At 64.5% G+C, this 24,925-nt stretch carries 22 protein-coding genes; 5 read left to right on the top strand and 17 right to left on the bottom strand.

Annotated features, from left to right (window positions below; all coding sequences use genetic code 11):
* Window positions 1–607: 607 nt before the first annotated feature.
* The 4 genes from QPK29_RS25885 to QPK29_RS25870 all read right to left on the bottom strand — a co-directional run bounded on the left by QPK29_RS25885 (window position 608) and on the right by QPK29_RS25870 (window position 5,218).
* Window positions 608–1,927, bottom strand: a complete 1,320-nt coding sequence (locus QPK29_RS25885) for a tyrosine-type recombinase/integrase (RefSeq protein WP_371770409.1) — start codon at window positions 1,925–1,927, stop codon at window positions 608–610.
* A 290-nt stretch (window positions 1,928–2,217) separates the two neighbouring features.
* Window positions 2,218–2,838: a DVUA0089 family protein gene (locus QPK29_RS25880; protein WP_371770410.1), complete on the bottom strand. Its 621-nt coding sequence runs from the start codon at window positions 2,836–2,838 to the stop codon at window positions 2,218–2,220.
* A gap of 107 nt (window positions 2,839–2,945) precedes the next feature.
* A complete protein-coding gene (rtcA, locus tag QPK29_RS25875) occupies window positions 2,946–3,971 on the bottom strand; it encodes an RNA 3'-terminal phosphate cyclase (protein WP_371770411.1) in 1,026 nt (341 codons plus the stop codon).
* Window positions 3,972–3,982: 11 nt separating this feature from the next.
* Window positions 3,983–5,218: an RtcB family protein gene (locus QPK29_RS25870; protein WP_371770412.1), complete on the bottom strand. Its 1,236-nt coding sequence runs from the start codon at window positions 5,216–5,218 to the stop codon at window positions 3,983–3,985.
* A 124-nt stretch (window positions 5,219–5,342) separates the two neighbouring features.
* On the opposite strand from QPK29_RS25870, the gene QPK29_RS25865 reads away from it, so the two are divergent.
* Together QPK29_RS25865 and QPK29_RS25860 are read left to right on the top strand one after the other, a co-directional pair.
* Window positions 5,343–5,543 carry an RNA repair transcriptional activator RtcR family protein gene (locus QPK29_RS25865; protein WP_371770413.1) on the top strand — a complete coding sequence of 67 codons (201 nt, stop codon included), beginning with the start codon at window positions 5,343–5,345 and terminating at the stop codon, window positions 5,541–5,543.
* A 126-nt stretch (window positions 5,544–5,669) separates the two neighbouring features.
* On the top strand, window positions 5,670–6,434 hold the full coding sequence (locus tag QPK29_RS25860; RefSeq protein WP_056134303.1) for a GIN domain-containing protein: 765 nt from the start codon (window positions 5,670–5,672) through the stop codon (window positions 6,432–6,434).
* A gap of 1 nt (window position 6,435) precedes the next feature.
* Here the strand turns inward: QPK29_RS25860 and QPK29_RS25855 are convergent, their stop codons facing one another.
* From QPK29_RS25855 to QPK29_RS25800, 12 genes are all read right to left on the bottom strand, one after another.
* A complete protein-coding gene (locus QPK29_RS25855; protein ID WP_056134300.1) occupies window positions 6,436–6,759 on the bottom strand; it encodes a BON domain-containing protein in 324 nt (107 codons plus the stop codon).
* A gap of 91 nt (window positions 6,760–6,850) precedes the next feature.
* A complete protein-coding gene (locus tag QPK29_RS25850; RefSeq protein ID WP_371770414.1) occupies window positions 6,851–7,945 on the bottom strand; it encodes a LytR C-terminal domain-containing protein in 1,095 nt (364 codons plus the stop codon).
* A 16-nt stretch (window positions 7,946–7,961) separates the two neighbouring features.
* On the bottom strand, window positions 7,962–8,903 hold the full coding sequence (locus tag QPK29_RS25845; RefSeq protein WP_371770415.1) for a type II secretion system F family protein: 942 nt from the start codon (window positions 8,901–8,903) through the stop codon (window positions 7,962–7,964).
* A 10-nt stretch (window positions 8,904–8,913) separates the two neighbouring features.
* Window positions 8,914–9,891 carry a type II secretion system F family protein gene (locus tag QPK29_RS25840; protein ID WP_371770416.1) on the bottom strand — a complete coding sequence of 326 codons (978 nt, stop codon included), beginning with the start codon at window positions 9,889–9,891 and terminating at the stop codon, window positions 8,914–8,916.
* Window positions 9,892–9,915: 24 nt separating this feature from the next.
* Window positions 9,916–11,259, bottom strand: coding sequence for a CpaF family protein (locus QPK29_RS25835; protein ID WP_371770417.1), 1,344 nt, complete (start codon window positions 11,257–11,259; stop codon window positions 9,916–9,918).
* A 19-nt stretch (window positions 11,260–11,278) separates the two neighbouring features.
* A complete protein-coding gene (locus QPK29_RS25830) occupies window positions 11,279–12,451 on the bottom strand; it encodes an AAA family ATPase (protein WP_371770418.1) in 1,173 nt (390 codons plus the stop codon).
* Between the two features lie 57 nt (window positions 12,452–12,508).
* A complete protein-coding gene (locus QPK29_RS25825; RefSeq protein WP_156403977.1) occupies window positions 12,509–12,787 on the bottom strand; it encodes a hypothetical protein in 279 nt (92 codons plus the stop codon).
* 9 nt (window positions 12,788–12,796) lie between these two features.
* The gene (locus tag QPK29_RS25820) at window positions 12,797–14,350 is read right to left on the bottom strand and encodes a type II and III secretion system protein family protein (RefSeq protein ID WP_371770419.1); all 1,554 of its coding nucleotides are present in this window, start codon (window positions 14,348–14,350) and stop codon (window positions 12,797–12,799) included.
* A gap of 20 nt (window positions 14,351–14,370) precedes the next feature.
* Window positions 14,371–15,225, bottom strand: coding sequence for a Flp pilus assembly protein CpaB (gene cpaB / locus QPK29_RS25815; protein WP_371770420.1), 855 nt, complete (start codon window positions 15,223–15,225; stop codon window positions 14,371–14,373).
* A complete protein-coding gene (locus QPK29_RS25810; protein ID WP_371770421.1) occupies window positions 15,222–16,589 on the bottom strand; it encodes an ATP-binding protein in 1,368 nt (455 codons plus the stop codon). The genes cpaB and QPK29_RS25810 overlap by 4 nt, the downstream gene beginning before the upstream one ends.
* A gap of 94 nt (window positions 16,590–16,683) precedes the next feature.
* Window positions 16,684–17,208 carry an A24 family peptidase gene (locus QPK29_RS25805; protein WP_371770422.1) on the bottom strand — a complete coding sequence of 175 codons (525 nt, stop codon included), beginning with the start codon at window positions 17,206–17,208 and terminating at the stop codon, window positions 16,684–16,686.
* A 62-nt stretch (window positions 17,209–17,270) separates the two neighbouring features.
* A complete protein-coding gene (locus QPK29_RS25800) occupies window positions 17,271–17,450 on the bottom strand; it encodes a Flp family type IVb pilin (protein ID WP_056134270.1) in 180 nt (59 codons plus the stop codon).
* Between the two features lie 388 nt (window positions 17,451–17,838).
* Between QPK29_RS25800 and QPK29_RS25795 the strand changes: the two genes are divergently transcribed.
* The gene (locus QPK29_RS25795) at window positions 17,839–18,876 is read left to right on the top strand and encodes a GGDEF domain-containing protein (RefSeq protein ID WP_371770423.1); all 1,038 of its coding nucleotides are present in this window, start codon (window positions 17,839–17,841) and stop codon (window positions 18,874–18,876) included.
* Between the two features lie 3 nt (window positions 18,877–18,879).
* On the opposite strand, the gene QPK29_RS25790 is transcribed toward QPK29_RS25795, so the two are convergent.
* Window positions 18,880–20,100 carry an HD-GYP domain-containing protein gene (locus tag QPK29_RS25790; protein WP_371770424.1) on the bottom strand — a complete coding sequence of 407 codons (1,221 nt, stop codon included), beginning with the start codon at window positions 20,098–20,100 and terminating at the stop codon, window positions 18,880–18,882.
* A gap of 133 nt (window positions 20,101–20,233) precedes the next feature.
* Here QPK29_RS25790 and QPK29_RS25785 point away from each other — a divergent pair, with 133 nt between their 5' ends.
* Both QPK29_RS25785 and QPK29_RS25780 read left to right on the top strand, forming a co-directional pair.
* A complete protein-coding gene (locus QPK29_RS25785; protein WP_371770425.1) occupies window positions 20,234–21,163 on the top strand; it encodes a LysR substrate-binding domain-containing protein in 930 nt (309 codons plus the stop codon).
* Between the two features lie 178 nt (window positions 21,164–21,341).
* Window positions 21,342–24,917, top strand: coding sequence for an indolepyruvate ferredoxin oxidoreductase family protein (locus QPK29_RS25780; RefSeq protein WP_371770426.1), 3,576 nt, complete (start codon window positions 21,342–21,344; stop codon window positions 24,915–24,917).
* Window positions 24,918–24,925: the final 8 nt, after the last annotated feature.

Genomic DNA, 24,925 nt, shown 5'->3' with positions numbered 1-24,925 from the left:
ATTTGGTCGATTAAATATCCTCTGCCAGCATTACCGCTCTTTATGCCTCTAACTTTTTGGGGCTCTTTCTCAGCAGCTTACGTACCTCGGTATAGGCGGTTTCCAGCATCTCATTCGCCCGAGACTCTCGGAGTTCCCCGCTTCTTTCCCCACGCCGCTCTGGTGGGGTATCGTTGTGCCGTCGTATCGAAAAAACCAACTCCTCCAGAACGGCATCCCTCATCGTGAGCTGTCGACCGGTTGCCTCGGCATCTTCCATTCGCTGCTGGACCTGCCACGCGAGCGCTGCATAGTTCGCCTTTTGCGAGACAGTCACTTTGCCATTCTTATCCGTTACGAATGCGCTGTTGCCATGGCTTGGTCTACCCCGCTTAGCGGGAGGCCGAATGTCACTGTCAAGTCGCGATGCGAGCGCTATCGCTACCTCTTTCCACTGGTCCTTGCTCCAGGCTGATTGCGGTCGCCCAAATTTTTCCGCAAAGTCGTCCAGTGCAGACATAGAATTTCCTTAATTTCAACTATTTGAAGTAGCGCGCCCGACAGGTAGACGAAGGCTTTCCGCGTGTCGGCCAAGCTTGGCCCAGCGCTTGAACTCGTAGCGATGCAGTCAGGCGGTCTCCACAATTCGCAAACCTGCCTGTGCAGGCACAAACGTAATACCAGCCTGCTCGAGCATCCAAGCTTCGATCTTCTCATGCCACATTCGGAGGAGGTCCAAGGGCCGACGGATATAGTTCTGTTCCCGCACTCCCTGCGGGGCATGCCCCTGGATTTGGGCAGCTATCCCGGCCGGTGTCTCTAGCCATCCACTCAGTGTGGCAAAAGAGCGGCGCAGGCCATGCAGGGTGAGGTGTGGTAAGCCTGCTACCGCCAACGCCTCGTTATGCGCATACCGCGGCTCGGCGATGTGGCCATCAGCGGAAGCGGTGCTCGAGAAGACCCATTCATTACGACGGGGCAGCTGCGCCAGCAAATGCGCAACGTAGGGCGTCAACGGCACCATGCGGAAGTCCTCAATCTTGTCGGCCAGCTTCATGCTGCGCCATTGGAAATCGACGTCCGCCCATCGAAGTTGGGCGAGTTCTTCCCGGCGAGGGCCAACCAACAGCAGGCACTGCAAGTAAGCACTGATAACTGGGTTGCTGATCTGGCGCACGGCGCTAAACCAGGGCGCCAACATTTCGCGCTGCAGTACGTCGTTGCGCACCTGGGGCTTGCCCAAGGACTCTCGTGTCCGAGCACTCTTCGTAGGATTACTGGTGATAATGGTGGAATAGGTCTTGTGTTCGCTACACCAATTCATGCAAGCCTTCAGAAGACGCCAAGCATGGCGCGCACTAGCCGGGCGCAGCTTCGCCTCTTCCTTTGCCCACTGTTCAATACGCTCAGCCGTCAGATCGACGAGTCGGAGACCTGCCAGAGAATGCAAGGGACCGGGTTGCGTAAGCTTGGAGCCACGCTTCTGTGGCAGTCCACCAGCTTGCATCATCTTCTGATGGCCTCGCACATGATGATCAGACCAGCCACCAGTGCGCGTTGCCATCCGATCGGCAATGTAGTCAGGCCAGATGTCACCTAGTGTGACAGACTCGCGCGTCTGCTTGGCGTGGTCCGCGGCGGCGGCAGCTTCGTTGGCGGCCAGTTCATCTGCCTTGAGTTTCCGGGGATCTTGGCCGCCATCGACGATTACTTTCAGCCGTCGCGCTTCTGCCTGGGCGTCTGCAATACTCCAAGTACGCGGATCACCAATCGTTATCCGGATCGCCTGTTGACCCAGCTTAGCTTGAAAGATGTACGACTTCGCCCCACTCGCGGTCGCGCGCAGTCCCAAGCCTGGAGAGACCGCATCCCAAAGGAAGGATTGCGACTTGCCTGCCTCGCACCGGAAGTCATCGATCCTACCTGCCGTAAATCTGACCTTCGCCATATGGGCTCCATGTAAGCGCGGTGTAACCGCCATGTAACCCAAATCATAACATGTTGATCAACACCAATCCACGCAAACTCAGCAGCCAATGTGCATTAAGCATATGATTTCAATGAATTTTTCCCTCTAAGCTCAACTCAGATCAACACTTCGGAATAATCAAACTCGGGGATTTGTAATCATCAGGTGGCGGGTTCGAGTCCTGCAGCCGGCACCAAGATTCAGCAGTAAAAACAAAGGGTTACGCGCTCATGCACGTAACCCTTTTGTGTTTGGGCGTTCAGGGAAGCTTACGAACGCTTGCGCCGCAGCAGCCCGAGTACCCCAATCCCCAGCAGCGCCAGCGACGCCGGCTCCGGCACGCCCGCCGGCGGCGTCACGGCAGCCGTGTCGACGTTCAGGATATCGAATGCCCAGTGCCCATCGCGCTTGTCGCCGGCCGAATCGAGGAAGCCGTTGCGGAAGTTCTCATTGGCCCCGCCATCGCGCGCGAAACCATCGGCCAGGTTCGATCCGGCGGCAAAGTTGTTGAACTGCTGGACCGTCACCGTGTAGGTCCCTGCCGCCAGCGCATTCTTGTAGTTGACGTCATAGCAGCGGCCCGTCATGAGATCGGCGGCGACGTCGCCGCAGTCCGCATCATCCTGCTCATAGAGCTTGGCCCCCGTCGCGTCGAACAGCGACAGGATCGGGTCGAAGCCGCCACGGGCGATCGTGTCGCCGAGCGCATTGACGCCACCGGCATACGACCAGCTGCGCAGGGTCACGGTCGACGTGCCGCTCACCGTGAAAGTGAAGCGTTGGACGTCGTTGTCATGGCTGAACACACCCGTGAAAGACAGGTTGGTTGCCTGTGCGGCAGTCGTAATGGTAGCCAGTGCCAACATGCCGGCGAAAGTGCTCAATTTCATTTTGATTCCCAGGTCATTAGACACCGGAAAAGGCAGCAAAAGCTGTGCCACGCAAAAATGCAATTGATTTACATAGGGAATTTATTTTATATGCAGGGAATGTAAAGTTATCCGACATCATTGCGTATCACTGTACAGCGGTCGACGCCATCAAGTTGATCGAACGTGAACCGCACAGGCAGGAACGTCTCGATCACTTGTGCGTTGGTACGCGCATGCATCGACACCTCGTCCAGCGTAAAACAGCCGCCGCCCAGCGCGAGCGGGAGCATCATCTGGTCGGCAAGATATTCATCGAAAGCGGCCCGCGACATCAGGTACCGGCGCGCACGCTGCACGACCTGGCGCGCCACCTGTTCGGAGGTGACGGACTTTTCGCCGAACGCCGTAAACACCTCCGTCGCGTATTCGTAGTCGAGGGTCAGCATCAAGGCATTGCCCGGCCCCTGATCGGCCGGCAGGACCCGTATCAGCAACTGGTCCTCGCCCCAGTTCATGGCCCTGCCGACGCATTCCAGTTCGCGCTGCCCGACCCGTCCCGGGATGCCGGCCACGAACGCCTCGGCATATGCGGCCCGGTGCGCGCCGCGCGTCATCCACGTGTGCGGCCGGAGCAGCGCGCATGGCTCCACGCGGGCCACGACGATGCCGCCGCCGGCCGGATAAAACCCGAAGCGCTCAAGGTGGATGTCGATGCGGGCGCCCATCTCGGCCAGGCGCGGGCACCAGGCGCGCTGCAGGAATTGCACGGGCGGCGCCATGGGGTTGTGCGTCCCGCCCGCGAGCCGCAGCGTCGACGGTGTATCCGCCTTCAGCAGGGCCGGCAGCACGGTCTGCAGCACCAGGGCGCAGCTGCCGGCCGTGCCGATGGCGAATTCGTAGTCGCCGCCATGGACCGGTCCCGGCACGAACGTCAGGTCCTGGCTGCCGAGTGCGGCGCCCGACGCGTCGCCCCCGCTCACCTGCAAGGCCGCCTGCACGGCCACGAGGTGCTGGCGCATCAGGCCGGGCCGGGCGCGGTTCGCGCGGATGTTGCGGATGCGGAAGGGCCGCCCCGTGATCATGGCGAGCGTCAGCGCGCCGCGCAGGATTTGCCCGCCGCCCTCGCCGACCGCGCCATCCAGTTCGATCATGTCATGTCCTTTCAACCCTTCACGCAGACAATCTGCTTAAGGGTGTGCACGACCTCGACGAGATCGCTCTGTGCTTCCATCACGGCGTCGATGTCCTTGTAGGCCATCGGGATCTCGTCGATCACGCCGGCATCCTTGCGGCATTCGACGCCCTCGGTGGCGCGCACCTGGTCGTCGACCGAGTAGCGGCGCTTGGCCTCGGTACGGCTCATGGTGCGGCCGGCGCCGTGGCTGCAGCTGTGGAAGCTCTCCGGGTTGCCCTTGCCGCGTACGATGTAGCTCCTGGCGCCCATCGATCCCGGAATGATACCCAGCTCGCCCTCGCGCGCCGACACGGCACCCTTGCGCGTGACCAGCACGTCCTTACCGAAATGGTGTTCCTTCTGCACGTAGTTGTGGTGGCAGTTCACCGCCTCCACGTGCGTCTCGAACGGCTTCCTGATGACCGTGCGTACGGCCGCGATCAGGTTCTGCATCATCACTTCGCGGTTCATGCGTGCGAACTTCTGCGCCCAGCCGACCGCTTCGACGTAGTCCTCGTAGTGTTGCGTGCCTTCCTTCAGATAGGCCAGGTCCTGGTCGGGCAGGTTCGCCAGATGCGTGCGCATGTCCTGCTTGGCCACTTCGATGAAGTGCGAGCCGATCGCATTGCCGACGCCGCGCGAGCCGGAGTGCAGCATGAACCACACGAAGCCCTGCTCGTCCAGGCAGATCTCGATGAAGTGGTTGCCGGTGCCGAGCGTCCCCAGGTGCTTGTAGTTGTTCGTGTTCTTCAGCTTGGGCGTTTTCTGGCAGATGACGTCGAACTCGTCCTTCAGTACCATCCACGCATGGTCGACGGCCTGCGGCGGAGTGTCCCACGATCCTTTGTCGCGACCCTTGAACCCACGCGTCTTCGGCGGCATTCCGTGCGGCACCGAGCGCTCGATGGCGCTGCGCAGCGGGCCCAGGTTGTCGGGCAGGTCGTCCGCGCTCAAGGTCGTCTTGGCGGCCATCATGCCGCAGCCGATGTCGACGCCGACCGCGGCCGGGATCAAGGCGCCCAGCGTCGGGATCACGCTGCCGATCGTCGAGCCCTTGCCCAGGTGGACGTCGGGCATCGCCGCCATGTGCTTGTAGATGAACGGCATGCGCGCCGTGTTGGCCAGCTGTTGCCTGGCACCTTCCTCGACCGGGACGCCGCGCGTCCACATCTTGACCGGACGGCCGCCGTCCACGTTCAGGACATCGTAGTGTTCGGATTTCATCGTTGCTCTCCTCTTCTGTTGCAAACGGCGTGCCATTTCCTCGTCGCGTCATGAAGATGGCGCTACATCGCTGATTATCCAGAATATTTATTGTTGGCCGTCGCTACAGCAGGGACGGACTTTCATGATAAGGAAGAACACCGTCGTCATCGGCACCCAGCTCGACAACGGCAAGGGCAGCGCGCGCCGGCAAAAATGGCGGCCGACCGTCGCGCAGACGCAGCATGAGGACGTGGTCATCGACCGCCTGGAACTGCTGTACAACGGCGAGCCGACCGCGCTGCTCGACCAGGTCATGCAGGACATCGGCACGGTGCATGCATGAGGGCAGCATGGCACGGTGATTTCACGGCCTGTACCGCCAATGCTGCGTTCTGTCGCAATCGACGGGTTGCCTACGAGGTGTTTGCCTATAGTGATTCCATCAGACCACTATTTGGAGACCCCGAACATGAACAACCTGATCAAGAGCGCCTTCCTCGCCACGACCCTGGCCCTGAGCGCGCATGCCGTGGCCGACGACCTCGTCCGCGAAAACCGCACCGTGGATGCGAACGTATCGAAAGTGCGCCTGGGCGGCGTGATCCGCCTGAACCTGCACCAGGGACCGACGCCGTCGCTCGTGGTGTCCGGCGACCGTCGTTATGTGACGAAGGTGACGACCACGCAGCGCGGCGACACGCTCGTGATCGACATGGAAAACAATACCCATTTCGAAGGCAACAGCAAGAACGAGTTGCGCGCCGATCTCACCGTGCCGAACCTGCGTGAATTCGTGTCGCAGGGCGTTGGATCGAGCGAAGTCTCCGGCTTCAGCGGCGACAAGCTGAAGCTCGCGCTGGACGGCGCCGGTGCCGTGCGCTTCACGGGGCAATATCGCGACGTCGACGCGCGCCTGGGCGGCGTCGGCGGTCTCACGCTGAATCCCGGTCAGGCCGACCGCATCGAACTGCACCTGGGCGGCGCCGGCCATATCACCGTGGCCGGCCAGACCAAGGTCTTGCGTGCGCAACTGGGCGGCGTCGGCGGTCTCGACGCTCAACAATTACGCGCAGAAACCGTCGACCTGGATATGACCGGCCTCGGTGGCGCCAGCGTGTACGCGAAAACGGCGGCCAACGTCAACCTGAGCGGCATGGGCTCGGCCACCGTCTACGGCAAGCCGGCCACGCGCAACGCGACGACGAATGGCTTCGGCAAGGTGAGCTGGCAATAAGTCAGCGGATGACCGTGTCGTTCTTGACGGACTTCACGCCCTTCACGCCACGCGCGATTTCCACGGCTTTTTGGGCGGATTCGCGCGAATCGACGAAGCCGCTCAGTTGCACCGTGCCCTTGAACGTTTCCACCTGTACCTGGGTCGCCTTGACCGTCGGATCGGCGGCAAACGCCGCTTTCACCTTGCCGGTGATTACGGAATCGTCGATGTATTCGCCCGTGCCTTCGCGGGTTGGCGTCGGCGCGCAGGCTGCGAGCGAGACCAGCAGCGAGGTTGCGAGAACTGACTGGGCAATGGCGGACTGAAAACGAGTGAGCTTCATGGCGATTCTCCCGAGTTATCAAGAATTTTATTATTCCGAATTTCGGTGGAGTCTGTCGCCCGCTACTGTTGTGAAAACGGCACTGTCACGTTCAAGGGGCATCGTCCCGGCCCGCCTGCGCCATGAGCGGACCCGTCGGTGGTCTTGCGACGACGCGCTGCAGCGGCAAATCGTGGCCGATGACGAGGCGCACGTCGGCGTGCCCTGTCAGGCCGACCTCGACCGGCTCGCCCGTGCCGACATGCCGGGCCAGGCGTTCCGCCGCCATCCGGAACGCCGGCTGGTACTCGACGCGCGTCTGGCGCACGTCGAATCGTTTTTCATTCGTCAGGCGCACCACTTTCAGTCCCGGATCGCTCAGTTGGCGCGATACGAGCCGCGCGAGGCCCTGGCGGCCGTTGCCGTTACTGATCTCGAGCCTGGCGACCGCTTCCGGCGCGAGCGGCTGGGCGGCCGCGCCGTCGACGGGCGCGCTGTGCAGCGCGGCGGCTTTTGCCGGCATGCGGCGTAATTCGAGGATGCCGTCGTCCCTGCGGATCACTTCGACGGACGCCCATGCGTCGTCGTCGGGGCGCCGGTCGGTCCTGACCGCCTGCTCGATGGCCGGCAGGCGCGTGCCGCCGTTCGCCGTCGCATAATCGGCGCGGAAGTCGTGCTCGCGCAAGGCTTCGGCCTGGCGCAGCATCTGCTGGCCGCGCTCTTCCTGGCCCACCTTGAGCAGCGTCTCGCCCAGGTATTGCCAGGCGCGGTGGTTGAGCGGATCGAGCAGGCAGGCTTTTTCGAGCGCGACCTGGGCCGCGTCGAGGTCGCCGCTGAGCAGGTAGGCATAGCCCAGGTTGGAAAACAGGAAAGCAGATGCGGGGCCGGATGCCATGGTGACGTCACGGGTCAGATCGCGCCAGATCGGGATCGCGCGCGCGAAATCGCGCTGCTCGGCGTAGGCGATCGCCAGCCCGTTGCGCGCATTGACGTGCCTGGCGTCGACGCGCAGCGCGGCCTGGTAGGCGGCGATCGCGTCGCCGTAGCGGCGCGCGAGGTACAGGTTGCGGCCGTGCAGATAACTGTCGTCCGCCGCCGGGGATGCGGGCGGGCCGGCGTACGGCTGCGGCGGCGTGCTGCTGCAGGCCAGCAGCAGCACGCCGCTGCACAACAGTGGCAGGCTGTAGAGGCGGGTACGCGCGCGCATGACAATCTCCGTTCGTTCAGTTGGAATGACCGAGGGCGCTGCCGAAGAGCTTGGTAATCTGGATGCCGGCAGGCCCCAGCAGTACCAGCAACAGGGTCGGGAAGATGCAGAAGATGAGGGGAAACAACAGTTTCAGCCCGATCTTGGCGGCCGCCTCTTCCGCCACGATGCGGCGCTTGCCGCGCAGCGTTTCCGAATACACGCGCAAGGCGTCGCCGATGCTGGTGCCGAAGCGCTCGGACTGGATCAGCATGGCGACGAGCGAGTCGACGTCGTCCAGCCCCACGCGCAGCGCGAAATTGCGCAACGCTTTTTCCTTGCTGAAGCCGGCGCGCATCTCCATCAGCACCAGTTGCAATTCCTGGCCCAGCGTGACGCTCTTGATGTGGATCTCGGCGGCGACCTTGACAAACGCACGCTCGAGGCTCAGGCCCGCCTCCACGCACACGGTGAGCAGGTCGAGCGCGTCGGGAATGTTCTCGAAGATGTCGCGCTTGCGGCGCTTGATGACGCGGTCGAGAATCGTGTTCGGCAGGTAGTAGCCGCACGTCGCCGCGAGCAGCAGCAGGAACAGCATGCCGAGCTCGGCGATGGTGGCGGGCACGAAGGCCAGTACGATGCCGACCAGCGCGGGCAGGCCCAGCGCGAGGGCCGTCTTCGATGCGAAGTACAGCGTCGGCGCCGCCGGGTTGCGCCAGCCGGCGTTCATGAAACGCGTGCGCAGCGCCGACTTTTCCCAGCCCTCCTCCGGCACCGACAGTCTGGTGAGCGGCTTGGCGGCGCGCGCCACGCGTTCGATCCAGCCGCTCTGTTCGGCCTGGTCCTCGTTCGCACGGCCCATGAAGCTCGCCAGCCGGGCACGCAGTGCGGCGGGCGCGAACAGCACCGCCGCAAGCCACGCGAGGCAGCAGACGACCACGAAGACGATCAACAGGAACAGCAACTGCGCGCGAGTCATCGATGTCTCCTCAGATATGGATGCGGATCACCTTCTTCAGCCAGATCACGCCGACGATGATCATGACCAGCGCCGTCCAAAGCATATTCACGCCCAGCGGATCGGTCCACAGCACCTTGACGTACGTGGGATTGACCAGTACCAGCATGCCTCCCACGGCAAACGGCAGCAGCCCGAGGATCCAGGCCGACATGCGCCCTTCGGCCGACAGCACGCGGACTTGCGCCGCCAGCCGCAGCCGGCCACGGATGATGTGGCTGATGTTGCTGAGGATCTCGGCCAGGTTGCCGCCGGTCTCGCGCTGGATCAGGATGGCGATGACGAGGTAACGCAGGTCGGTCAGCGGAATGCGCGCCGCCATGTTGTGCAACGCTTCGCCCAGCGGCACGCCGTAGTTGATTTCCTCGCGCGCGATGCGGAACTCGCCGCTGAGCGGTTCCGGCAACTCGTTGCCGACGATTTGCAGCACGTTCGAAAACGAGTGCCCCGCACGCAGCGCGCGCGCGATGAAGTCGGCGGCGTCAGGCAGTTGCTCCTCGATGCGCACGAGGCGGCGCAAGCGCGCGCGCCGCACCAGCAGCAGCGGCACGTGGACGCACAGCAAGACGATCGCGAGGCGCACCGGCAGCGGCATCGGCCACTGCATCACGAGGTAGGTGGCCACCAGCATCGTCGCGACGGAGCACAGCAGGAAGCGCTCGACCGACCACGCGATGCCGGACTGCACGAGGAGCCTGTCGAGGCGGTGCGCGAAGCGGAAGCGCTGCAGCAGGCGGTCGACGAGGTCGTGCCGGCCGAAGCGGCGCGACTTCAGGATCGAGATGCGTTCGGCGCTGCGGCCCTGGTTCCCCGACATCAGCTGCAGCCGGCGTGCGATCCGCTGGGCGCTGGCGCCATGCGTGCTCACCCACCATAGATAGACGCCTTCGATACCGAGGATGACGGCGGCGAACAGGAAGACGATGAATCCGTAGAAGAGGATGTCCATGCGTGACTTTCGCGGCGATGCGGTTCAGGCAAACACGCGGTCGGGATCGAAGGTGTCCTCGGGCACCGCAGCGCCGAACATCCGCAGCCGGTCGGCAAAGCGCGGCCGCACGCCCGTGGCGCAGAAATGGCCCTGCACCTTGCCGTCGGCGTCGATGCCCGTCTGCTCGAAGCGGAAGATTTCCTGCATCGAGATGATATCGCCTTCCATGCCGGTGATTTCCTGCATGCTGACGACCTTGCGCGTGCCATCGGCCAGGCGCGAGGCCTGCAGGATCACGGTGATGGCGGAAGCGATCTGCTGGCGGATGGCGCGCGGCGTCAGGCTCACGCCGGCCATGCCGACCATGTTTTCCAGGCGTGCCAGGGCGTCGCGCGGCGTGTTCGCGTGGATGGTCGCGAGCGAGCCTTCGTGGCCCGTGTTCATGGCCTGCAGCATGTCCAGCGCTTCCGGTCCGCGCACCTCGCCCAGGATGATGCGGTCCGGGCGCATGCGCAACGAGTTGCGCACGAGCGCGCGCTGCGTCACTTCGCCCTTCCCTTCGATGTTGGGTGGGCGCGTCTCGAGGCGCACGACGTGCGGCTGGCGCAGCTGGAGTTCGGCCGCATCCTCGATCGTCACGATGCGCTCGTTGCTTGGGATGAAGCCGGAGATCAGGTTCAGCATCGTCGTCTTGCCGCTGCCGGTACCGCCGGAGATCAGGATATTCACCTTGGCGAGGCCGAGGCTCTCGAGCACCTTGATCATCGGCGGCGTGACGCTTTTATAGTCGAGCAGGTTCTGCACCGTAAGCGGCGTCGCGCCGAAGCGCCGGATCGACACCAGCGGCCCGTCGACCGCGAGCGGCGGGATTATCGCGTTGACGCGCGAACCGTCCGGCAGGCGCGCATCGACCATCGGACTCGATTCGTCCACGCGGCGGCCGACGCGCGAGACGATCTTCTCGATGATCTTCATGAGGTGCGCGTTGTCGTGGAACGACACGTCGGTCAGTTCCAGGCGGCCGCGCCGTTCGACGTACACCTTGTCGTAGGTGTTGACGAGGATGTCCGAGACGGTCGGATCGTTCAGGAGCGGCTCGAGCGGGCCGAAGCCGAGCATCTCGTGCTGGATGTCGAGCACGAGGTGGTGGCGCTCCTGCTGGTTCAGCACGATGCGCTCTTCCTCGATGATGCGCTGGACCAGCAGCGCCAGCTCGTGCTTGAACTGCTCGCTCGTCAGGCGCTTCAGGCGCTCCAGGTCGATCCGGTCGAGGATCATCTGGTGCATTGTTTTCTTCAGTTCCGCATAGGCTTGTTGCGCCGCAGCCGCTACGGGCTGATGCTGACGCTCCTCGTCCGTCACGGACAGGCGTTCGCGCAGGGACATGGACGGCTCCTTGAAAAGATCAATCGTCTTCGCCGCGCCCGAACAGGCGGTCGAACAGACCCTTCGCCTCGGGGATGCGGCGTGCGGTCACCACTTCGACCAGGTCGGCCAGGCTGCGCGCGGCGGCGCTGCCGCGCGACAGCTGCAGCACCGGAATGCCCTGGTTGACGGAGTCGGTGACGGCGATGTAATCGTTGGGGACGGTGTGCAGCACTTCCGCGCCCAGCGCCGCGTGCAGGTCCGCCAGGCGCAGCTTGCCGCCCTTTTCGTAGCGGTTGACGATCAGGCGGATGTGGTCCGTCAGATAGCCGAGCGAGCGGAAGATGTCGAGCAGGCGCCGGGCGTCGCGGATGTCCGGCAGGGCCAGCTGCAGCACCGGGTAGATCGCGTCGGTGCTGTCGAGCGCGCGCAGCGACACCGCGTCGATCTGGCGCCCGACGTCGAGCAGGATGTAGTCGTAATGCTGGCGCGCGACGCGCAGGATCGTGTCGATGTGTTCGGGTTTCGCCTCGGTCGTCTGGCCCGGGTCGTCGGCGGCCGCCAGCACGCCGAAGCCGGGCGCCACGTGGACGAGGCACGATTCCAGGAACGGCCCGTCGATGCGCGCAATCTGCCGGCACACGTCGGACAGCGTCATGGCCGGTCTCTGGTCCGACACGTACAGCGTGGCGTCGCCGAACTGGCGATGCAGGTCGATCAGCAGCACCTTCTTGTCCGCCAGCGTGGCCAGCGCATAGCCGAAATTGGTGGAGATGAACGTGGCGCCGCTGCCGCCCTTGCAGGCGATGAAGGCGAGTATCTTCCCGTCGCGCGTCGCGGCCACGCCGGCGCTGGCTGCAATGCGGTCGATCGCCTCATGCAGCGCGCGGTGCACCAACGGCAGTTGCAGCACTTCGCGCACGCCGGCGCGCATGGCGCGGATCAGGAGGTCGGGATGGTGATTGTCGGTCAGCAGCATGAAATGCGCTGCCGAGTAGTGGCGGGTCAGGCGCTCCAGCAGGTCGCCGTCGGCGGCATCCGCATCGCTGATGTCGACGATGATCAGGCTCGGACCATCAGGCAGCGGACGCTCGAGCGCATCGCGCAGGCTGGCGCGGCTGGCGGCGACATGCAGCGGCGGTACGCGTGCGGCACCCTGGGAGGCGATCTCCGCGTAAAGCTGGGTGTCGCGGCTGATCAGAAAGGCTTTCATCGTGGTCCTTGGGACGGCGTTCGGTCAAAATCATGTCATTGAAAAAGCGCGGACGACTCACTTGCTGCCCACCCCGTTGACGACCAGTGCCCTGATCGGTTTCTCCGGTTCCTTGAACGAATTCTCGTAGCGTTCCTGGGCGATGACGGCGGCCTTGCCTTCCATGCCGGCGGCGGGATTCGTATTGGCGGAAGCGGTCGGATCGAGTACCTGCGCCGCCACGTTGGCACGCACGGACGTGCCGAACTGCGCGTTGAAGCGTGGGGTCGTGCTGCATCCGTACAACAGCATGCCCGACAGTGCTGCACACGCGATTCGCTTGCATCTGATGGTCATCGCTCTCTCCTATTTCAATTCGAAACCGCCGGAACTTTGCGCGGACGGTGATGCCGGGGCCGGCGTCGACACGTCGGCTGTCGTCGCCTTTGCCGGCTTGCCTTCCAGGCGACCGCCCAGCATCAACCCCGCGCGCGACGGCTCGCCCACCTTGTCGGTCGGGAGCGAGTAGCCGTTGCCGGACAGGGGCTTGACGAGGTGCGCGGTGATCACGAACACGAGTTCCGTGCGGTCCTGCTGATAATCCGCGCTGCGGAACAGGGCGCCCAGCACGGGCAGTTCGCCCAGCACCGGCAGTCCTTTCAGGTTGGCGACCAGGTTGCTCTTGATCAGACCACCGATCGCGAAGCTCTGGCCGTCGTACAGCTGGACCGTGGTGGTGGCGCGGCGCGTCGTCACGACCGGCAGGATCGCAGTGCCGTTGAACCCCGTCGCAGACAGGCCGATACCTTCGCGCGACAGTTCCGACACCTCGGGCGCGACGCGCAGGTTGATCCGTCCGCCACCCAGCACCGTCGGGGTGAAGCGCAGGCCGACGCCGAATTCCTTCTCTTCCAGCGTCACTCGGTTGTTGTCCTGCGCGACCGGGATATAAAACTTGCCGCCGACGAGGAACGTGCCCTCCTGGCCGCTGATCGCCATCACGTTCGGCTCGGCCAATACACGCACCAGGCCATCCTGCTTCTCGGCGGCGGCACTCAAGCTGCGGTCGGCACTTTTACCTGCCACGAACGCCCCATGCGCCGTGCCGGTGATGAAATTCGACAGCAGCATGGCGCCCCAACTGCCGGAACTGAAGGTCCATCTGGCGCCGCCTTCCAGGCGGTCGAGCAGGCTCTTCGACACTTCGGCGATCTTGACTTCCAGTTGCACCTGCTGGGGCGCGCGCACGCCCAGCATATTGACCACCCGCGCGGTGGCCGCCGCCGCGCCGCCCTGGTTCTGGCTTTCGCGCTGGTTCTGGCTCGCGGCGTCTTCCTTGTCGGGCACCGTCAGTGCGCGCAGCGGACGCCGCACGTAGGCGGAGGCCAGTTCGACGGCGCGTGCCGCGGCACTCGCATCGCTCACGGTGCCGGTCAGCACCAGCGCGTCGGATGCGGCCAGCACCTTGATGTCGTGCTCGTCCGGCATGGCGGTGGCCAGCATCGCCTGCAGGGCCGACGGGTCCATGGCCACGGTGATGTCGAGTACGCTGCACAGGCCGCTCTTGCCCTGGATGATCATGTTGGTCGTACCCACGTCGACGCCGGCGATGTACAGCGTGTCGGGCGCCACCATCAGCGCCTGCACGACGAGCGGGTTGCCGACGCTCCGGTGCTGGACCGGTTCCGGCAGGCGCATCAGGCTGGACTTGCCGATCTGCAGGGCCAGTTGGGCCGGCTTCGCGGCCTCGCCCTTGCAGTTGGGTCCGGCCTCGGCACGCAGCGGCGCGGCGCCGGTCGGGTTGTCTGCGGCCTGGGCTTTCGATTTGGCGGCCGCGGCTGCAGGTCCGGCGGCCGCCAGCGCCAGGCCGGCGGCGAACAGGCAGCGAAACAGCGGTGATGGCGTCAAGCATCCGTTCATGGCTTTACCCTGGATGAAGTTCAGAAGCACTCCTGCGACATGCGCAGGCCGTTGAGCACGGTGACGCAGTCACGCCGCACCGGTGCCGCCACCTTGACCACCACCGGCACGGGACGCACGGCCGGTGCCGGCTTGGGCGCGGGCTTGCGCGGCGCGGGCGGCGGCGCCTCGGGCAGCAGGGTGAGCTTGGTCGCGCCTTCGGTACTGGCCGCCTGTGGATCGACCTGGTTGCGCAGGGCCAGCGACAGCGTGCCCACGCTGCGCGCCAGGTCGAGCTTCTCCGCCTGCTCCGGCGTCACTTCCAGCGTGACCGCGTTGACGACCTTCGGCTTGGTCTCGTCGCGGTTGACTTCCTGGGCGACCGCCAGCACGAGGATCCGCTCCAGCACGATTTTCGAGATGTTCTGCTGGCGGGCGTCGGTCCCGGGCGGCACGTCCTTCTGGGTGCTGACGATGATGTCGACGTAGTTGCCCGGCAGCGCGAAGCCGGCCACGCCGATCACGTCGTTCACGCGCACCGTGATCGCACGCTTGCCTTCCGTGATCAGTGCCGACAAGCCGCCGAGCGTGCCGGCCGGCGCCAGCTTGGTCTCGCTGACCGGCTCGCCCATCAACAGGTTCGTCTTGAGAACGCGGCCGCCGAGTTTCTGCGGATCCGTGAAGGCGCCTTTCGGCACGCTGTTGGCGGGCCAGTCGGCCAGCTTGAACATCTCGGGCGTCAGGCGCTGGCCGAGACTGATGTCGGCGGCGGCCACGACGATGCGGCCGCTGCTGCTGCCCGGCTGCTTCAGCAGCCAGCGCGATGCGAACACGACGGCCGCGAATCCGAACAGGATCGCGACGGTCATGACGAGGATGGCACGCTTGTTCTTCATTTTTGAATCTCCGTCGCGCAAGCGATGAACATGCTGCGCCAGGCTTGCTCGACCGCAGCGACCGTGAGACGCGGTTCGGTCCCGGCGAAACCGGCGAAATCGGCGACCCGGTCGAGCAGCTCGCCCGGGTAGCAGGCCAGCAGCGCGCGCCCGGATTGCGGGTGCAGCCGCTCGATCAGGTGGTCGACTGCGGTGTCCTCGACATCGATGCGGCGCAGCCGGCACTGGCGGCACAACAGGGCGCGGTAGGCATTCGGCGACAAGGCGCCGATGTCGGCCTTGTAGCCGATGCGGCGCAGCGCGGCGTCATCGAAAACACTGGTCGGGGCGAGGTTGGTTGCGAACACCACGGCGGCATCGAACGGCACCAGTTCCGCCTGGCCGCCCTGCAGCGACAATTGGTCGGTCCCCGCATCCAGCGGACCGATGAAGCGGTTCAGCAGCTCGGCCGCGGCGATGCGCTGGCGGCCGACGTCGTCGAGCACCAGCATCCCGTTGTTCGCCTGCAGGTGCGGCGGCGCGTGGTACACGCCCTGCTCCGCGTCATAGCGCAGGTCGAGCATGGCGCGCCCCAGTTCGGCGCCGACGTGGACGAGCGGACGCTGGCACACGATCCAGCGCGCATCGCAACTGCGCCGTTCTTCCTGCTGGCGCGCGACCGGCGGCGGCGCCACGTGGACGGCGGGATCGTACAGGCGGATCACCTGGCGCCCGGCCATCAGTGCATACGGCACCGCGATGGAGCCCGGCAGCAGGCGTCCGAGCTTGCGCGCCAGCGTCGTCTTGCCGCCGCCGGACGGTCCGTACAACAGCAGCGAACGGCGCGCGTACAGCGCCGCGCCCAGCACGTCGCGCGCCGCCTGCGACAGGCCCTCCTCGCCCAGCGCACCCGCCAGTTGCGCGGGTGTGATGCGCTCCACATCCGCATGGCGCAACGCCTGGCGTTCGACCACGGCGCGATACGACGCGAGCGTGACAGGAGCCGGGCCGACATAGCCGCAGCGCGCCATCGCGTCGGCGGCGCCGCGCTGGCCATACGCGGTCAGCTGGTATTGCATGTCGATGTCCGACTCGCCGCACCAGGCCACTTCCACCTGCTGTTCCGCGATCAGCGGATTGAGGACCTCGCGCAGCACGCTGATCGACAGTCGCAGCTTGCCGGCCAGATGGGTCAACGGGGTCTTGCCGCCGGCCTGGATTGCCTTGAGCACCAGATCCGTCACGAAGCGCGGTTCGAGTCCGGTATCGCGCACGGTCTTTGCCTGGCGCGGCAGGACTGGCGCGATCTCCGGACCGCCCCCAGGCGCGGGCTGCGCGGCACAGAATCCCGCCGCGGTATTGCCTGTCGATAGCGTTTCAAACATCGGAACCCCCTTGCCTTGCTTGTTTTCCGAAACAGGTCAGAATGATTCTAACGACCGGTCTTTTGGCCACCCTTGAGCTTTGCCAAGAGCGGGCTCATCCATATTGAGTGACCAGAACGACGATCGTACCGGCCGCGATGGCCAGTCCGTAGGGCATCGACCCGGCACTTTGCGGGAGCGTCATGTCGGCTAATTTCGTGCCCGGCACGATGAGTCCGGACAGCAGGTGGCCGATGTTGACGAGGGCCAGTCGCAGGCGACTGCGCAGCAGTATCAGCAAGAGCGCAATCACCCCCCCGGCACACCATGTAAAAACGGCGATCTGGAATGCTTCGGCCGGACCGGTGAAGAAGCCGATCACGGCCATCATCTTGACGTCGCCGGCCGCCATTCCTCGCACCAGGTAGAACGGCAGGAAGATGACCAGGCCCAGCAGCATGCCGCCGACGGCGGACAGCAGGGCCGCGCCCGGTTCGGGGGACAGCAGGTGGAGGAACAGCGCACCGCTCATGCCGGCGAACAGAAGACGGTTCGGGATACGCCGCGTGGCCAGGTCGTTGACGGCGGCAATACTGACCATGAGCAGCAGCAGCGCATCGCGGTATTGGTCGATTTGCATGACGGCTCCCAAAAAAAAGCCCCCCGGGCTCGGGGACCCGGAGGGCTACCACGGCATGACGATTACGGGGTAACCAGCTTGCCTGCGACGTAGGTGAATACACCTTCCACTTTCTCACCGACGGTTGTTGCCGCGGCAGCCATCGCCACGCCGATCAGGGCGGCGATCAAGCCATACTCGATGGCCGTCACACCGTTTTCGTCGGCAGCGAAGGTTTTGACTGCGGAGATGAAGTTGCTCATGACAAACTCCCATATGGTGGGTTAATAAGAACTGCTACCGGCCGGCGACGCTGGTCAAGTCACCACTTCCAGCTGACTTGTTGCGTTCCGTGCCAGTGAGTTCACTATAAGTTTTGATGCCGTACGGCAAGTTGAGCACCAACAACTTTTCCTCATAGAACTATTCTTTACTCGAAAGAATCAACATCCGCCCAATCTGGGGGAGCACGTTGTAGTTTGGCTTTAAGAAAATTCACTCAGGCTAAAAAAATTGCATTTGCATAATTGCTTAGAATGCAAAAACGCTATATCCTGTTTCGCTTGCTCTTTGTGAAACGCCTGATACCTGCGAACGCGACGGCGGCTGTGCCCAGCCTGCAGGTCGGTTGATTACATTGCTGAGAACGACATGGATTCGCTTCTGAAACACATGGTGGACATGACCGGCCACCGCGATCACGCGATGCTCGATATTTCCGTGATCTCGGCAGTGCAGGAGCTGGCGGGTGCGGCGCAGACGCGCATATTGGCCATCACGACCGTGTCGGGACAGCAATACCTGCGCGCACGTGCGAGCATCGTGAGAGGTGGCGCGGCGCGCCTGGAAGAATCGCAGGACGGCATGTTGGGCGATCCCGTGACCGCTTTCCCCGAACTCAAGCGTTGCCTGGCCGAGCACCAGTCCAGTGCCGAAGCTGTGACGGCCGACGGTATGCGCGTGCTGTGGCTGCCGATCTGGTTCGGCGACAAGGCCACGACCTGCCTGGAAATCCGCGACGACAAGGCGTTTTCGCGCGAGACCGTATATGTGATCGGCGGCATCGTCGGCGTCTACCGGAATTTCCAGAACCTGCTCGACTACAGCGAGCGCGATTCGCTCACCGGCCTGCTCAACCGCAAGACGTTCGACGACCAGCTGGCGCGCATGTTGCAGAATGCCCACGAACGGGATCCGCGCCTGCCGGGCCTGCCGGAACGGCGCCAGCACCATGCCCAGGAAAAGCAGTGGCTCGCCGTCGTCGACGTCGACCATTTCAAGGCCGTCAACGACAAGTTCGGCCACCTGTACGGCGACGAAGTGCTGATCCTGATCGCGAACCTGCTGCATTCGTCGTTCCGCGCCCAGGACCGCGTGTTCCGCTTCGGCGGCGAGGAATTCGTCGTGCTGTTGCGCTCGACCACGCTGGACAATGCCTGGAAGATCATCGAGCGCTTCCGCATCAACGTCGAGAGCCATGTCTTCCCGCAGGTGGGACGGGTGACGGTCAGCGTCGGCTTCGTCAGCATCAGCGCGTACGATTCGCCCGTCGTCACGCTGGGCCACGCCGACCAGGCGCTGTACTATGCGAAAAGCAATGGGCGCAACCGCGCCTGCCATTACGACGACCTCGTCGCGCACGGCCTGCTGCAGACCGTCGCCTCCAACGACACCGCCGAATTCTTTTGAGGCTCAGGCCACCTGCAGGAAACGCAGCGGGTCGACCTGCCATTTGTCGGGCGATTCGTGACGCACGATCTTGTCGGCACCGCCGAAGCCCACGCCACGCGCCAGGTCCACCGTCTCCGGCTTGATATAGGTCTGGCTCTTCGTGCTGTAGAACACGTTGACCTTGGGCGTGAGCAGACTCGTTTCGTGCGGCTCGACGACCACGGCCAGCCGGCCCGATTCCAGCAGGACGAGCGTCCCGATCGGATAGATGCCGACGCAACGCATGAATTCCTGCGTCAGGGCCGGATTGAAATGGAATTTGCTCCACTCGTACATCTTGCGCAGCGCCTCGGCCGCCGGGATGCCCTTGTGGTAGCAGCGGTCGGCCGTGATGGCGTCGTAGACGTCGACGATCGCGGCCATCTGCGCCAGCTCGCTGATCTCGTGTTCGCCCTGGCGGTCCGGATAACCCGTGCCGTCGCGCCGCTCGTGGTGGTGCAAGGTGATGTCGAGCGGGATCGGGCCGATCTCGGAGGAGCGGCGCAGGATGTCGTAGCCGTCCCTGGGGTGGCGGCGCACGATCTCGAATTCCTCGTCGGTCAGGCGGCCCGGCTTGTTCAGGATGGCGTCCGGCACCAGGGCCTTGCCCGTATCGTGCAGCAGGCCGCCGATGCCGGCCTGGTACGTGGTCGCGGCATCCAGCTTGCGCGAACGGCAGAAGGCGACCAGCAGGGTGCAGACGCTGACCGAGTGCAGGAACGTGTAATCGTCCTTGGTCTTGATGGCGGACAGCCCCAGCAACGCGGATGAATTGCGCAGGATCGAGGCAGTGATGTTCTCGACCACCGGCGACACCTTGTCCATTTCCACCGCCTTGCCCAGGCGCGCATCCTGCATCACGGTCTTGACGAGACCGGCGGCCTGGCGCCGGACCGCCAGGGCACGGTCGAATTCCTCGGCCAGCGTCGTGCGCAGCGGCGCCACCGGTTTGGCGGCGATCGCGGCAACCTCGGCCTCCGTCGCGGCTTCCGCTTCCGCCACCGTCGGAGCATCGGCCACGTCCAGGCCGCGCGTGCAATCGATCGTCACGGAACGGATGCCCGACGCCATGATCTTGCGGATCTCGTCCTCGGTCGTGATGCTGAAGCGGTTGCGGAGGAAAGGATGCTCCATCCAGCCGCAATCGAGGTCATGGATGAACATCCCTACCCGCAACCGGGAAGAAGCGACTTTCTTGAGCATGGGCGTCCAGAAGGTGTGTGTTAATCTCGCCGCGACCGGCGTCGTTCAAGTATAACAACTTGATGACAAGAAACTTTTCAATAATAAACTTTTGGTTGCTCTTTGTAGCCACAAAGATACAAGTATTTACAAGATGGAACTCCGTCAGCTGCGCTATTTCGTTGCCATCGTGGACCACGGGTCGCTGTCGCGGGCCGCACTGGTCCTGCACGTGGCGCAGCCGGCGCTGACCCAGCAATTGCGCCAACTGGAAGAGGAACTGGGCGTGCAACTGCTGCATCGCTCGGCCCAGGGCGTACTCAACACCGACGCCGGCAAGGTGTTTTACGAGCACGCGCAAGCGATCCTCAAACAGGTGGCGGATGCGCATGCCGCCGTCGTGCAATCGGCCGAACGGCCATCGGGCAGCGTCACGCTCGGCCTGCCGCACAGTATTTCGGACGCCCTCGCGCTGCCGCTGTTGACGGCCATCCGCCAGCGCTACCCGGAAATCACGCTGCAGCTGACCGAGGAAATCACCGGCAGCCTCGCCGAGCAGCTGCGCGCCGGCCGCATCAACCTGGCCGTGCTGTTCGACGACGGCCAGCTCGGCAGCTTTGCCGCCACTCCACTCGTCGAGGAAGAACTGCGCTTCATCTGCCGCGCCGACGCGCCCGCCGCGGACGGCCATGACAGCCTGACCCTGCGCGATGCGTTGGACACCACCCTGATCCTGCCGGGCCTGCAGCATGGCGTGCGGCCGCGCATCGAAAGCACGGCGCGCGCCGCAGGCCTGGCCACACACGGTGTCATCGAAATCAACTCGATCGCGATTCTGAAATCGGCCATCCTCGCCGGCATGGGCGCCACCATCCTGCCCGTGGCGCCGGTGCAGGCGGAGGTCGAGCGCGGCGCCATGCGCGCGCTGGCTATCCACGATCCGGCCATCGCGCGCACCGTCGTCCTGTGCACCTCGCGCAATATCCCGCTCACGAATGCGGCGGCGGCCGTCAGCCGTCTCGTGGTCCAGGTGGCGCACGATCTGTGCGCCGCGGGCCACTGGATCGGCGCACGGAAAGTGTAGTCCCGGGCCATCATTTTTTCTTATGGCTCCATCCCCAATCCGTATTTCCGTATACGTCAACTTGTCTCTACACTTGGTGTAACAGCCGCCAAAGCGGCACCGGGACCCATTCCGGCCAGCGCCTACCCGGCGCGCCTCCGGCACGGGTCCATCTGAAAACACAAAGTTTGGAGACACCATGCCTGACACCGTCCTGGGCCAGGGCGCATCCGCGTCCATCCCTGCCGCGCCCGCCGTTCCCGCTCCCCTCAAAGACGTCAGCCTCGACGACAAGTACACCGCCACCTCCGGCAAGATCTTCCTGTCCGGCATCCAGGCCCTCGTGCGCCTGCCGATGATCCAGAAACTGCGCGACGAGCAGGCCGGCCTGAACACCGCGGGCTTCGTCTCCGGCTACCGCGGCTCGCCACTGGGCGGCCTGGACGAGAACCTGTGGAAGGCCAAGGGTCACCTGGAAGCGAAAGCTATCCAGTTCGTGCCGGGCGTGAACGAGGACCTGGCCGCGACAGCCGTCTGGGGCACGCAGACCGTGGACCTGATCGGCCCGGCGAAGTACGACGGCGTGTTCGCGATGTGGTACGCGAAAGGTCCGGGCGTGGACCGCTGCGGCGACGTCTTCAAGCACATGAACCATGCCGGCACGGCAAAGAACGGCGGCGTGCTGCTCGTCGCGGGCGACGACCACGGCGCGTATTCGTCGACCCTGCCGCACCAGTCCGACCATATTTTCGCCGCCTGCATGATCCCCGTGCTGTATCCGTCCAACGTGCAGGAATACCTGGACCTGGGCGTGCACGGCTGGGCGATGTCGCGCTTTTCCGGCCTGGCTGTCGCGTTCAAGGCGTTGGCCGACACGGTGGAATCGAGCGCCTCGGTCGACGCCGATCCGTTCCGCGTCAACGTGAAAATCCCGCACGACTTCGCGATGCCGGAAGGCGGCCTGAATACGACACTCTCGTCCATCCCGCTGGGCCAGCAGGCGCGCAATCAGGAAGCCCTGATGCAGGACTACAAGATCTATGCGGCCCTCGCCTATGCGCGTGAAAACAAGCTGAATCGCACGACGATCGACAGCCCGGATGCGAAGCTCGGCATCATCGCGTCGGGTAAATCGTACGTGGACGTGCTGGAAGCGCTGGAAGAACTGGGCGTCGACGAAGCGATGGCGGCACAAGTCGGCCTGCGCCTGTTCAAGGTCGCGATGATCTGGCCACTGGAGCCGGAAGGGGTGCGCGAATTCGCGCAAGGCCTGGACGAGATCCTCGTCGTGGAAGAAAAGCGCCAGGTCGTCGAATACCAGCTCAAGGAACAGCTCTATAACTGGCGCGACGACGTGCGCCCGCGCGTGATCGGCAAGTTCGACGAAAAGGGAGAATGGGTCGCGCCGCGCGGCGAATGGCTGCTGCCGCCGAAGGCCGATTTCTCCGTCGCCCAGGTTGCGCGCGTGATCGCCGGCCGCATCACGCGCCTGAACCTCGACGACCGCACGCGCGACCTGATCAAGGCGAGACTGGCGTTCCTGGAAGCGAAGGATGCGGTGCTGATGAAGGCCGTGACGACGCCGTTCCGTCCCGCGTTCTACTGCTCCGGCTGCCCGCACAACACGTCGACGAAGGTGCCGGAAGGGTCGTTCGCGCTGGCCGGCATCGGCTGCCACGTGATGGCCACGTCGATCTACCCGGAGATGAACAAGCTGACGACGCACATGGGCGGCGAAGGCGCGCCGTGGATCGGCCAGGCCGCGTTCTCCAAGGTGCCGCACGTGTTCCAGAACCTGGGCGACGGCACCTATTTCCACTCGGGGTATCTCGCCGTGCGCGCCGCCATCGCGGCCAAGGTCAACATCACTTATAAAATCCTGTACAACGACGCCGTCGCGATGACGGGCGGCCAGCCGGTCGACGGCATCACGTCCGTGCCGCTGATCGCGCGCCAGATGGCGGCCGAAGGCGCCCAGCGCATCGCGCTCGTCACCGAAGACCTGTCGCGTTATGAAGACCGTTCCGCCTTGCCGGCCGAAGTGACGCTGTATGACCGCAGCAGGATGGACGACGTGCAGCGCGAACTGCGCGAGATCCCGGGCGTCACTGTGCTGATCTACGACCAGACCTGCGCGGCCGAGAAGCGCCGGCGCCGCAAGAAGGGAGAATTCCCGGACGTGGCGAAACGCATGGTGATCAATGAAGCGGTGTGCGAAGGCTGCGGCGATTGCGGCGTGCAGTCGAATTGTGTGGCTATCCTGCCGAAGGAAACGGAATTCGGCCGCAAGCGCGCCATCGACCAGTCGGCGTGCAACAAGGATTATTCGTGCGCCAAGGGCTTCTGCCCGAGCTTCGCCACGGTCGAAGGGGGCACGCTGAAGAAGAACAAGGCCGGCGCCAGCAAGAAGGATGGCGATGATGGCTGGGGTCCGCTGCCGACGCCCGCCCTGCCCTCGATCGCGGCACCGTACAACATCCTGATCAACGGCATCGGCGGCACCGGCGTCATCACCGTCGGTGCGCTGATGGGCATGGCGGCCCACCTCGAAGGCAAGGGCGCGTCCGTGCTGGACATGACGGGCATGAGCCAGAAGAACGGCTCCGTCACGTCGCACGTGAAGATCGCCGAGACGCCCGAGCGCCTGCGCGCGCAGCGCATCGCCACCGGCGAGGCCGACCTCGTGCTGGGCTGCGACATGCTGACGGCCGGCGCCGCCGACGCCATCTCGAAGATGCGTCCGGGCCGCACGATGGTCGTCGTCAACCTGCACGAGCAGCCGACCGGCACCTTCGCCCAGCAGAGAGACTGGGAGTTCCCGGCAGAGCAAGTCCGCTCGCTGATCGTGGAAGCGGTCGGCGGCGAGGCCGGCGCCGATTTCCTCGATGCGACGAAACTGGCAACCGCGCTGATGGGCGACTCGATCGCCGCCAACCTGTTCATGCTGGGCTATGCGTGGCAGAAGGGTCTCGTGCCGCTGTCGGAAGCCTCGCTGCTGCGCGCCATCGAACTGAACGGCGTGGCCGTCGCATCGAACCAGCGCAGCTTCCTGTGGGGCCGCCGCGCCGCCGTCGACCTGAAGCGCGTGGAACGCACCGCGATCCCGGCGCAGCCGGTCCTGATCCAGATGCCGCAGAGCCTCGACAGCGTGATCAAGAAGCGCGTCGAGTTCCTGACCGGTTACCAGGACGCGGCCTACGCGGCGCAGTACGAAACGCTGGTCGCGCGCGTGCGCGAACGCGAGGCGGCGCTCGGGCTGGGCAACAAGCTGTCGATGGCCGTGGCGAAGTCGTATGCAAAGCTGATGGCCTACAAGGACGAGTACGAAGTGGCGCGCCTGTACACGGATGGCCGCTTCGTGGAGCAACTGCAAAGCCAGTTCGACGGCAAGTTCAGCGTGAAATTCAACCTGGCCCCGCCGCTGTTCGCGAAGAAGGATGCCAAGGGCCACCTCGTGAAAGCCGAATTCGGCTCGTGGATGTGGAGTGCGTTCAAGCTGCTGGCCAAGCTGAAAGGCCTGCGCGGCACGGCGTTCGACGTGTTCGGCTACACGGCCGAGCGCAGGATGGAGCGCGCCCTCGTCACCGAATACCGTGACATGATCGGGGCACTGCTGCCGTCGCTGGATGCATCGAATCACGCCGTCGCCGTCGAGCTGGCGGGGCTGCCGGAGCAGATCCGCGGCTTCGGGCACGTCAAGGAACAGGCCGTGGCCGAGTACCGCGTGCGCAAGCAGGAGCTGCTCTCGGGCAGCATCAAGAAACGCGCTGCTTGATCCAACCG

It is taken from the genome of Massilia orientalis, from assembly GCF_030411975.2.
Lineage (GTDB): Bacteria > Pseudomonadota > Gammaproteobacteria > Burkholderiales > Burkholderiaceae_D > Telluria > Telluria orientalis.
The sequence above is the reverse complement of the archived record's forward strand: the minus strand, read 5'-3'. Positions and strand labels throughout refer to the sequence as shown.

Bases quoted from the DNA above. Each gene is read 5' to 3' on its own strand.
- QPK29_RS25845 (WP_371770415.1), bottom strand. From the start codon at position 8,903: ATGACTCGCGCGCAGTTGCTGTTCCTGTTGATCGTCTTCGTGGTCGTC.
- QPK29_RS25840 (WP_371770416.1), bottom strand. From the start codon at position 9,891: ATGGACATCCTCTTCTACGGATTCATCGTCTTCCTGTTCGCCGCCGTC.
- QPK29_RS25810 (WP_371770421.1), bottom strand. From the start codon at position 16,589: ATGTTTGAAACGCTATCGACAGGCAATACCGCGGCGGGATTCTGTGCC.
- QPK29_RS25860 (WP_056134303.1), top strand. From the start codon at position 5,670: ATGAACAACCTGATCAAGAGCGCCTTCCTCGCCACGACCCTGGCCCTG.
- QPK29_RS25800 (WP_056134270.1), bottom strand. From the start codon at position 17,450: ATGAGCAACTTCATCTCCGCAGTCAAAACCTTCGCTGCCGACGAAAAC.
- QPK29_RS25795 (WP_371770423.1), top strand. From the start codon at position 17,839: ATGGATTCGCTTCTGAAACACATGGTGGACATGACCGGCCACCGCGAT.
- QPK29_RS25855 (WP_056134300.1), bottom strand. From the start codon at position 6,759: ATGAAGCTCACTCGTTTTCAGTCCGCCATTGCCCAGTCAGTTCTCGCA.
- QPK29_RS25830 (WP_371770418.1), bottom strand. From the start codon at position 12,451: ATGAAAGCCTTTCTGATCAGCCGCGACACCCAGCTTTACGCGGAGATC.
- QPK29_RS25870 (WP_371770412.1), bottom strand. From the start codon at position 5,218: ATGAAATCCGAACACTACGATGTCCTGAACGTGGACGGCGGCCGTCCG.
- QPK29_RS25880 (WP_371770410.1), bottom strand. From the start codon at position 2,838: ATGAAATTGAGCACTTTCGCCGGCATGTTGGCACTGGCTACCATTACG.
- QPK29_RS25820 (WP_371770419.1), bottom strand. From the start codon at position 14,350: ATGAACGGATGCTTGACGCCATCACCGCTGTTTCGCTGCCTGTTCGCC.
- cpaB (WP_371770420.1), bottom strand. From the start codon at position 15,225: ATGAAGAACAAGCGTGCCATCCTCGTCATGACCGTCGCGATCCTGTTC.
- QPK29_RS25785 (WP_371770425.1), top strand. From the start codon at position 20,234: ATGGAACTCCGTCAGCTGCGCTATTTCGTTGCCATCGTGGACCACGGG.
- QPK29_RS25865 (WP_371770413.1), top strand. From the start codon at position 5,343: ATGATAAGGAAGAACACCGTCGTCATCGGCACCCAGCTCGACAACGGC.
- QPK29_RS25885 (WP_371770409.1), bottom strand. From the start codon at position 1,927: ATGGCGAAGGTCAGATTTACGGCAGGTAGGATCGATGACTTCCGGTGC.
- QPK29_RS25780 (WP_371770426.1), top strand. From the start codon at position 21,342: ATGCCTGACACCGTCCTGGGCCAGGGCGCATCCGCGTCCATCCCTGCC.
- rtcA (WP_371770411.1), bottom strand. From the start codon at position 3,971: ATGATCGAACTGGATGGCGCGGTCGGCGAGGGCGGCGGGCAAATCCTG.
- QPK29_RS25835 (WP_371770417.1), bottom strand. From the start codon at position 11,259: ATGTCCCTGCGCGAACGCCTGTCCGTGACGGACGAGGAGCGTCAGCAT.
- QPK29_RS25850 (WP_371770414.1), bottom strand. From the start codon at position 7,945: ATGCGCGCGCGTACCCGCCTCTACAGCCTGCCACTGTTGTGCAGCGGC.
- QPK29_RS25790 (WP_371770424.1), bottom strand. From the start codon at position 20,100: ATGCTCAAGAAAGTCGCTTCTTCCCGGTTGCGGGTAGGGATGTTCATC.
- QPK29_RS25805 (WP_371770422.1), bottom strand. From the start codon at position 17,208: ATGCAAATCGACCAATACCGCGATGCGCTGCTGCTGCTCATGGTCAGT.
- QPK29_RS25825 (WP_156403977.1), bottom strand. From the start codon at position 12,787: ATGACCATCAGATGCAAGCGAATCGCGTGTGCAGCACTGTCGGGCATG.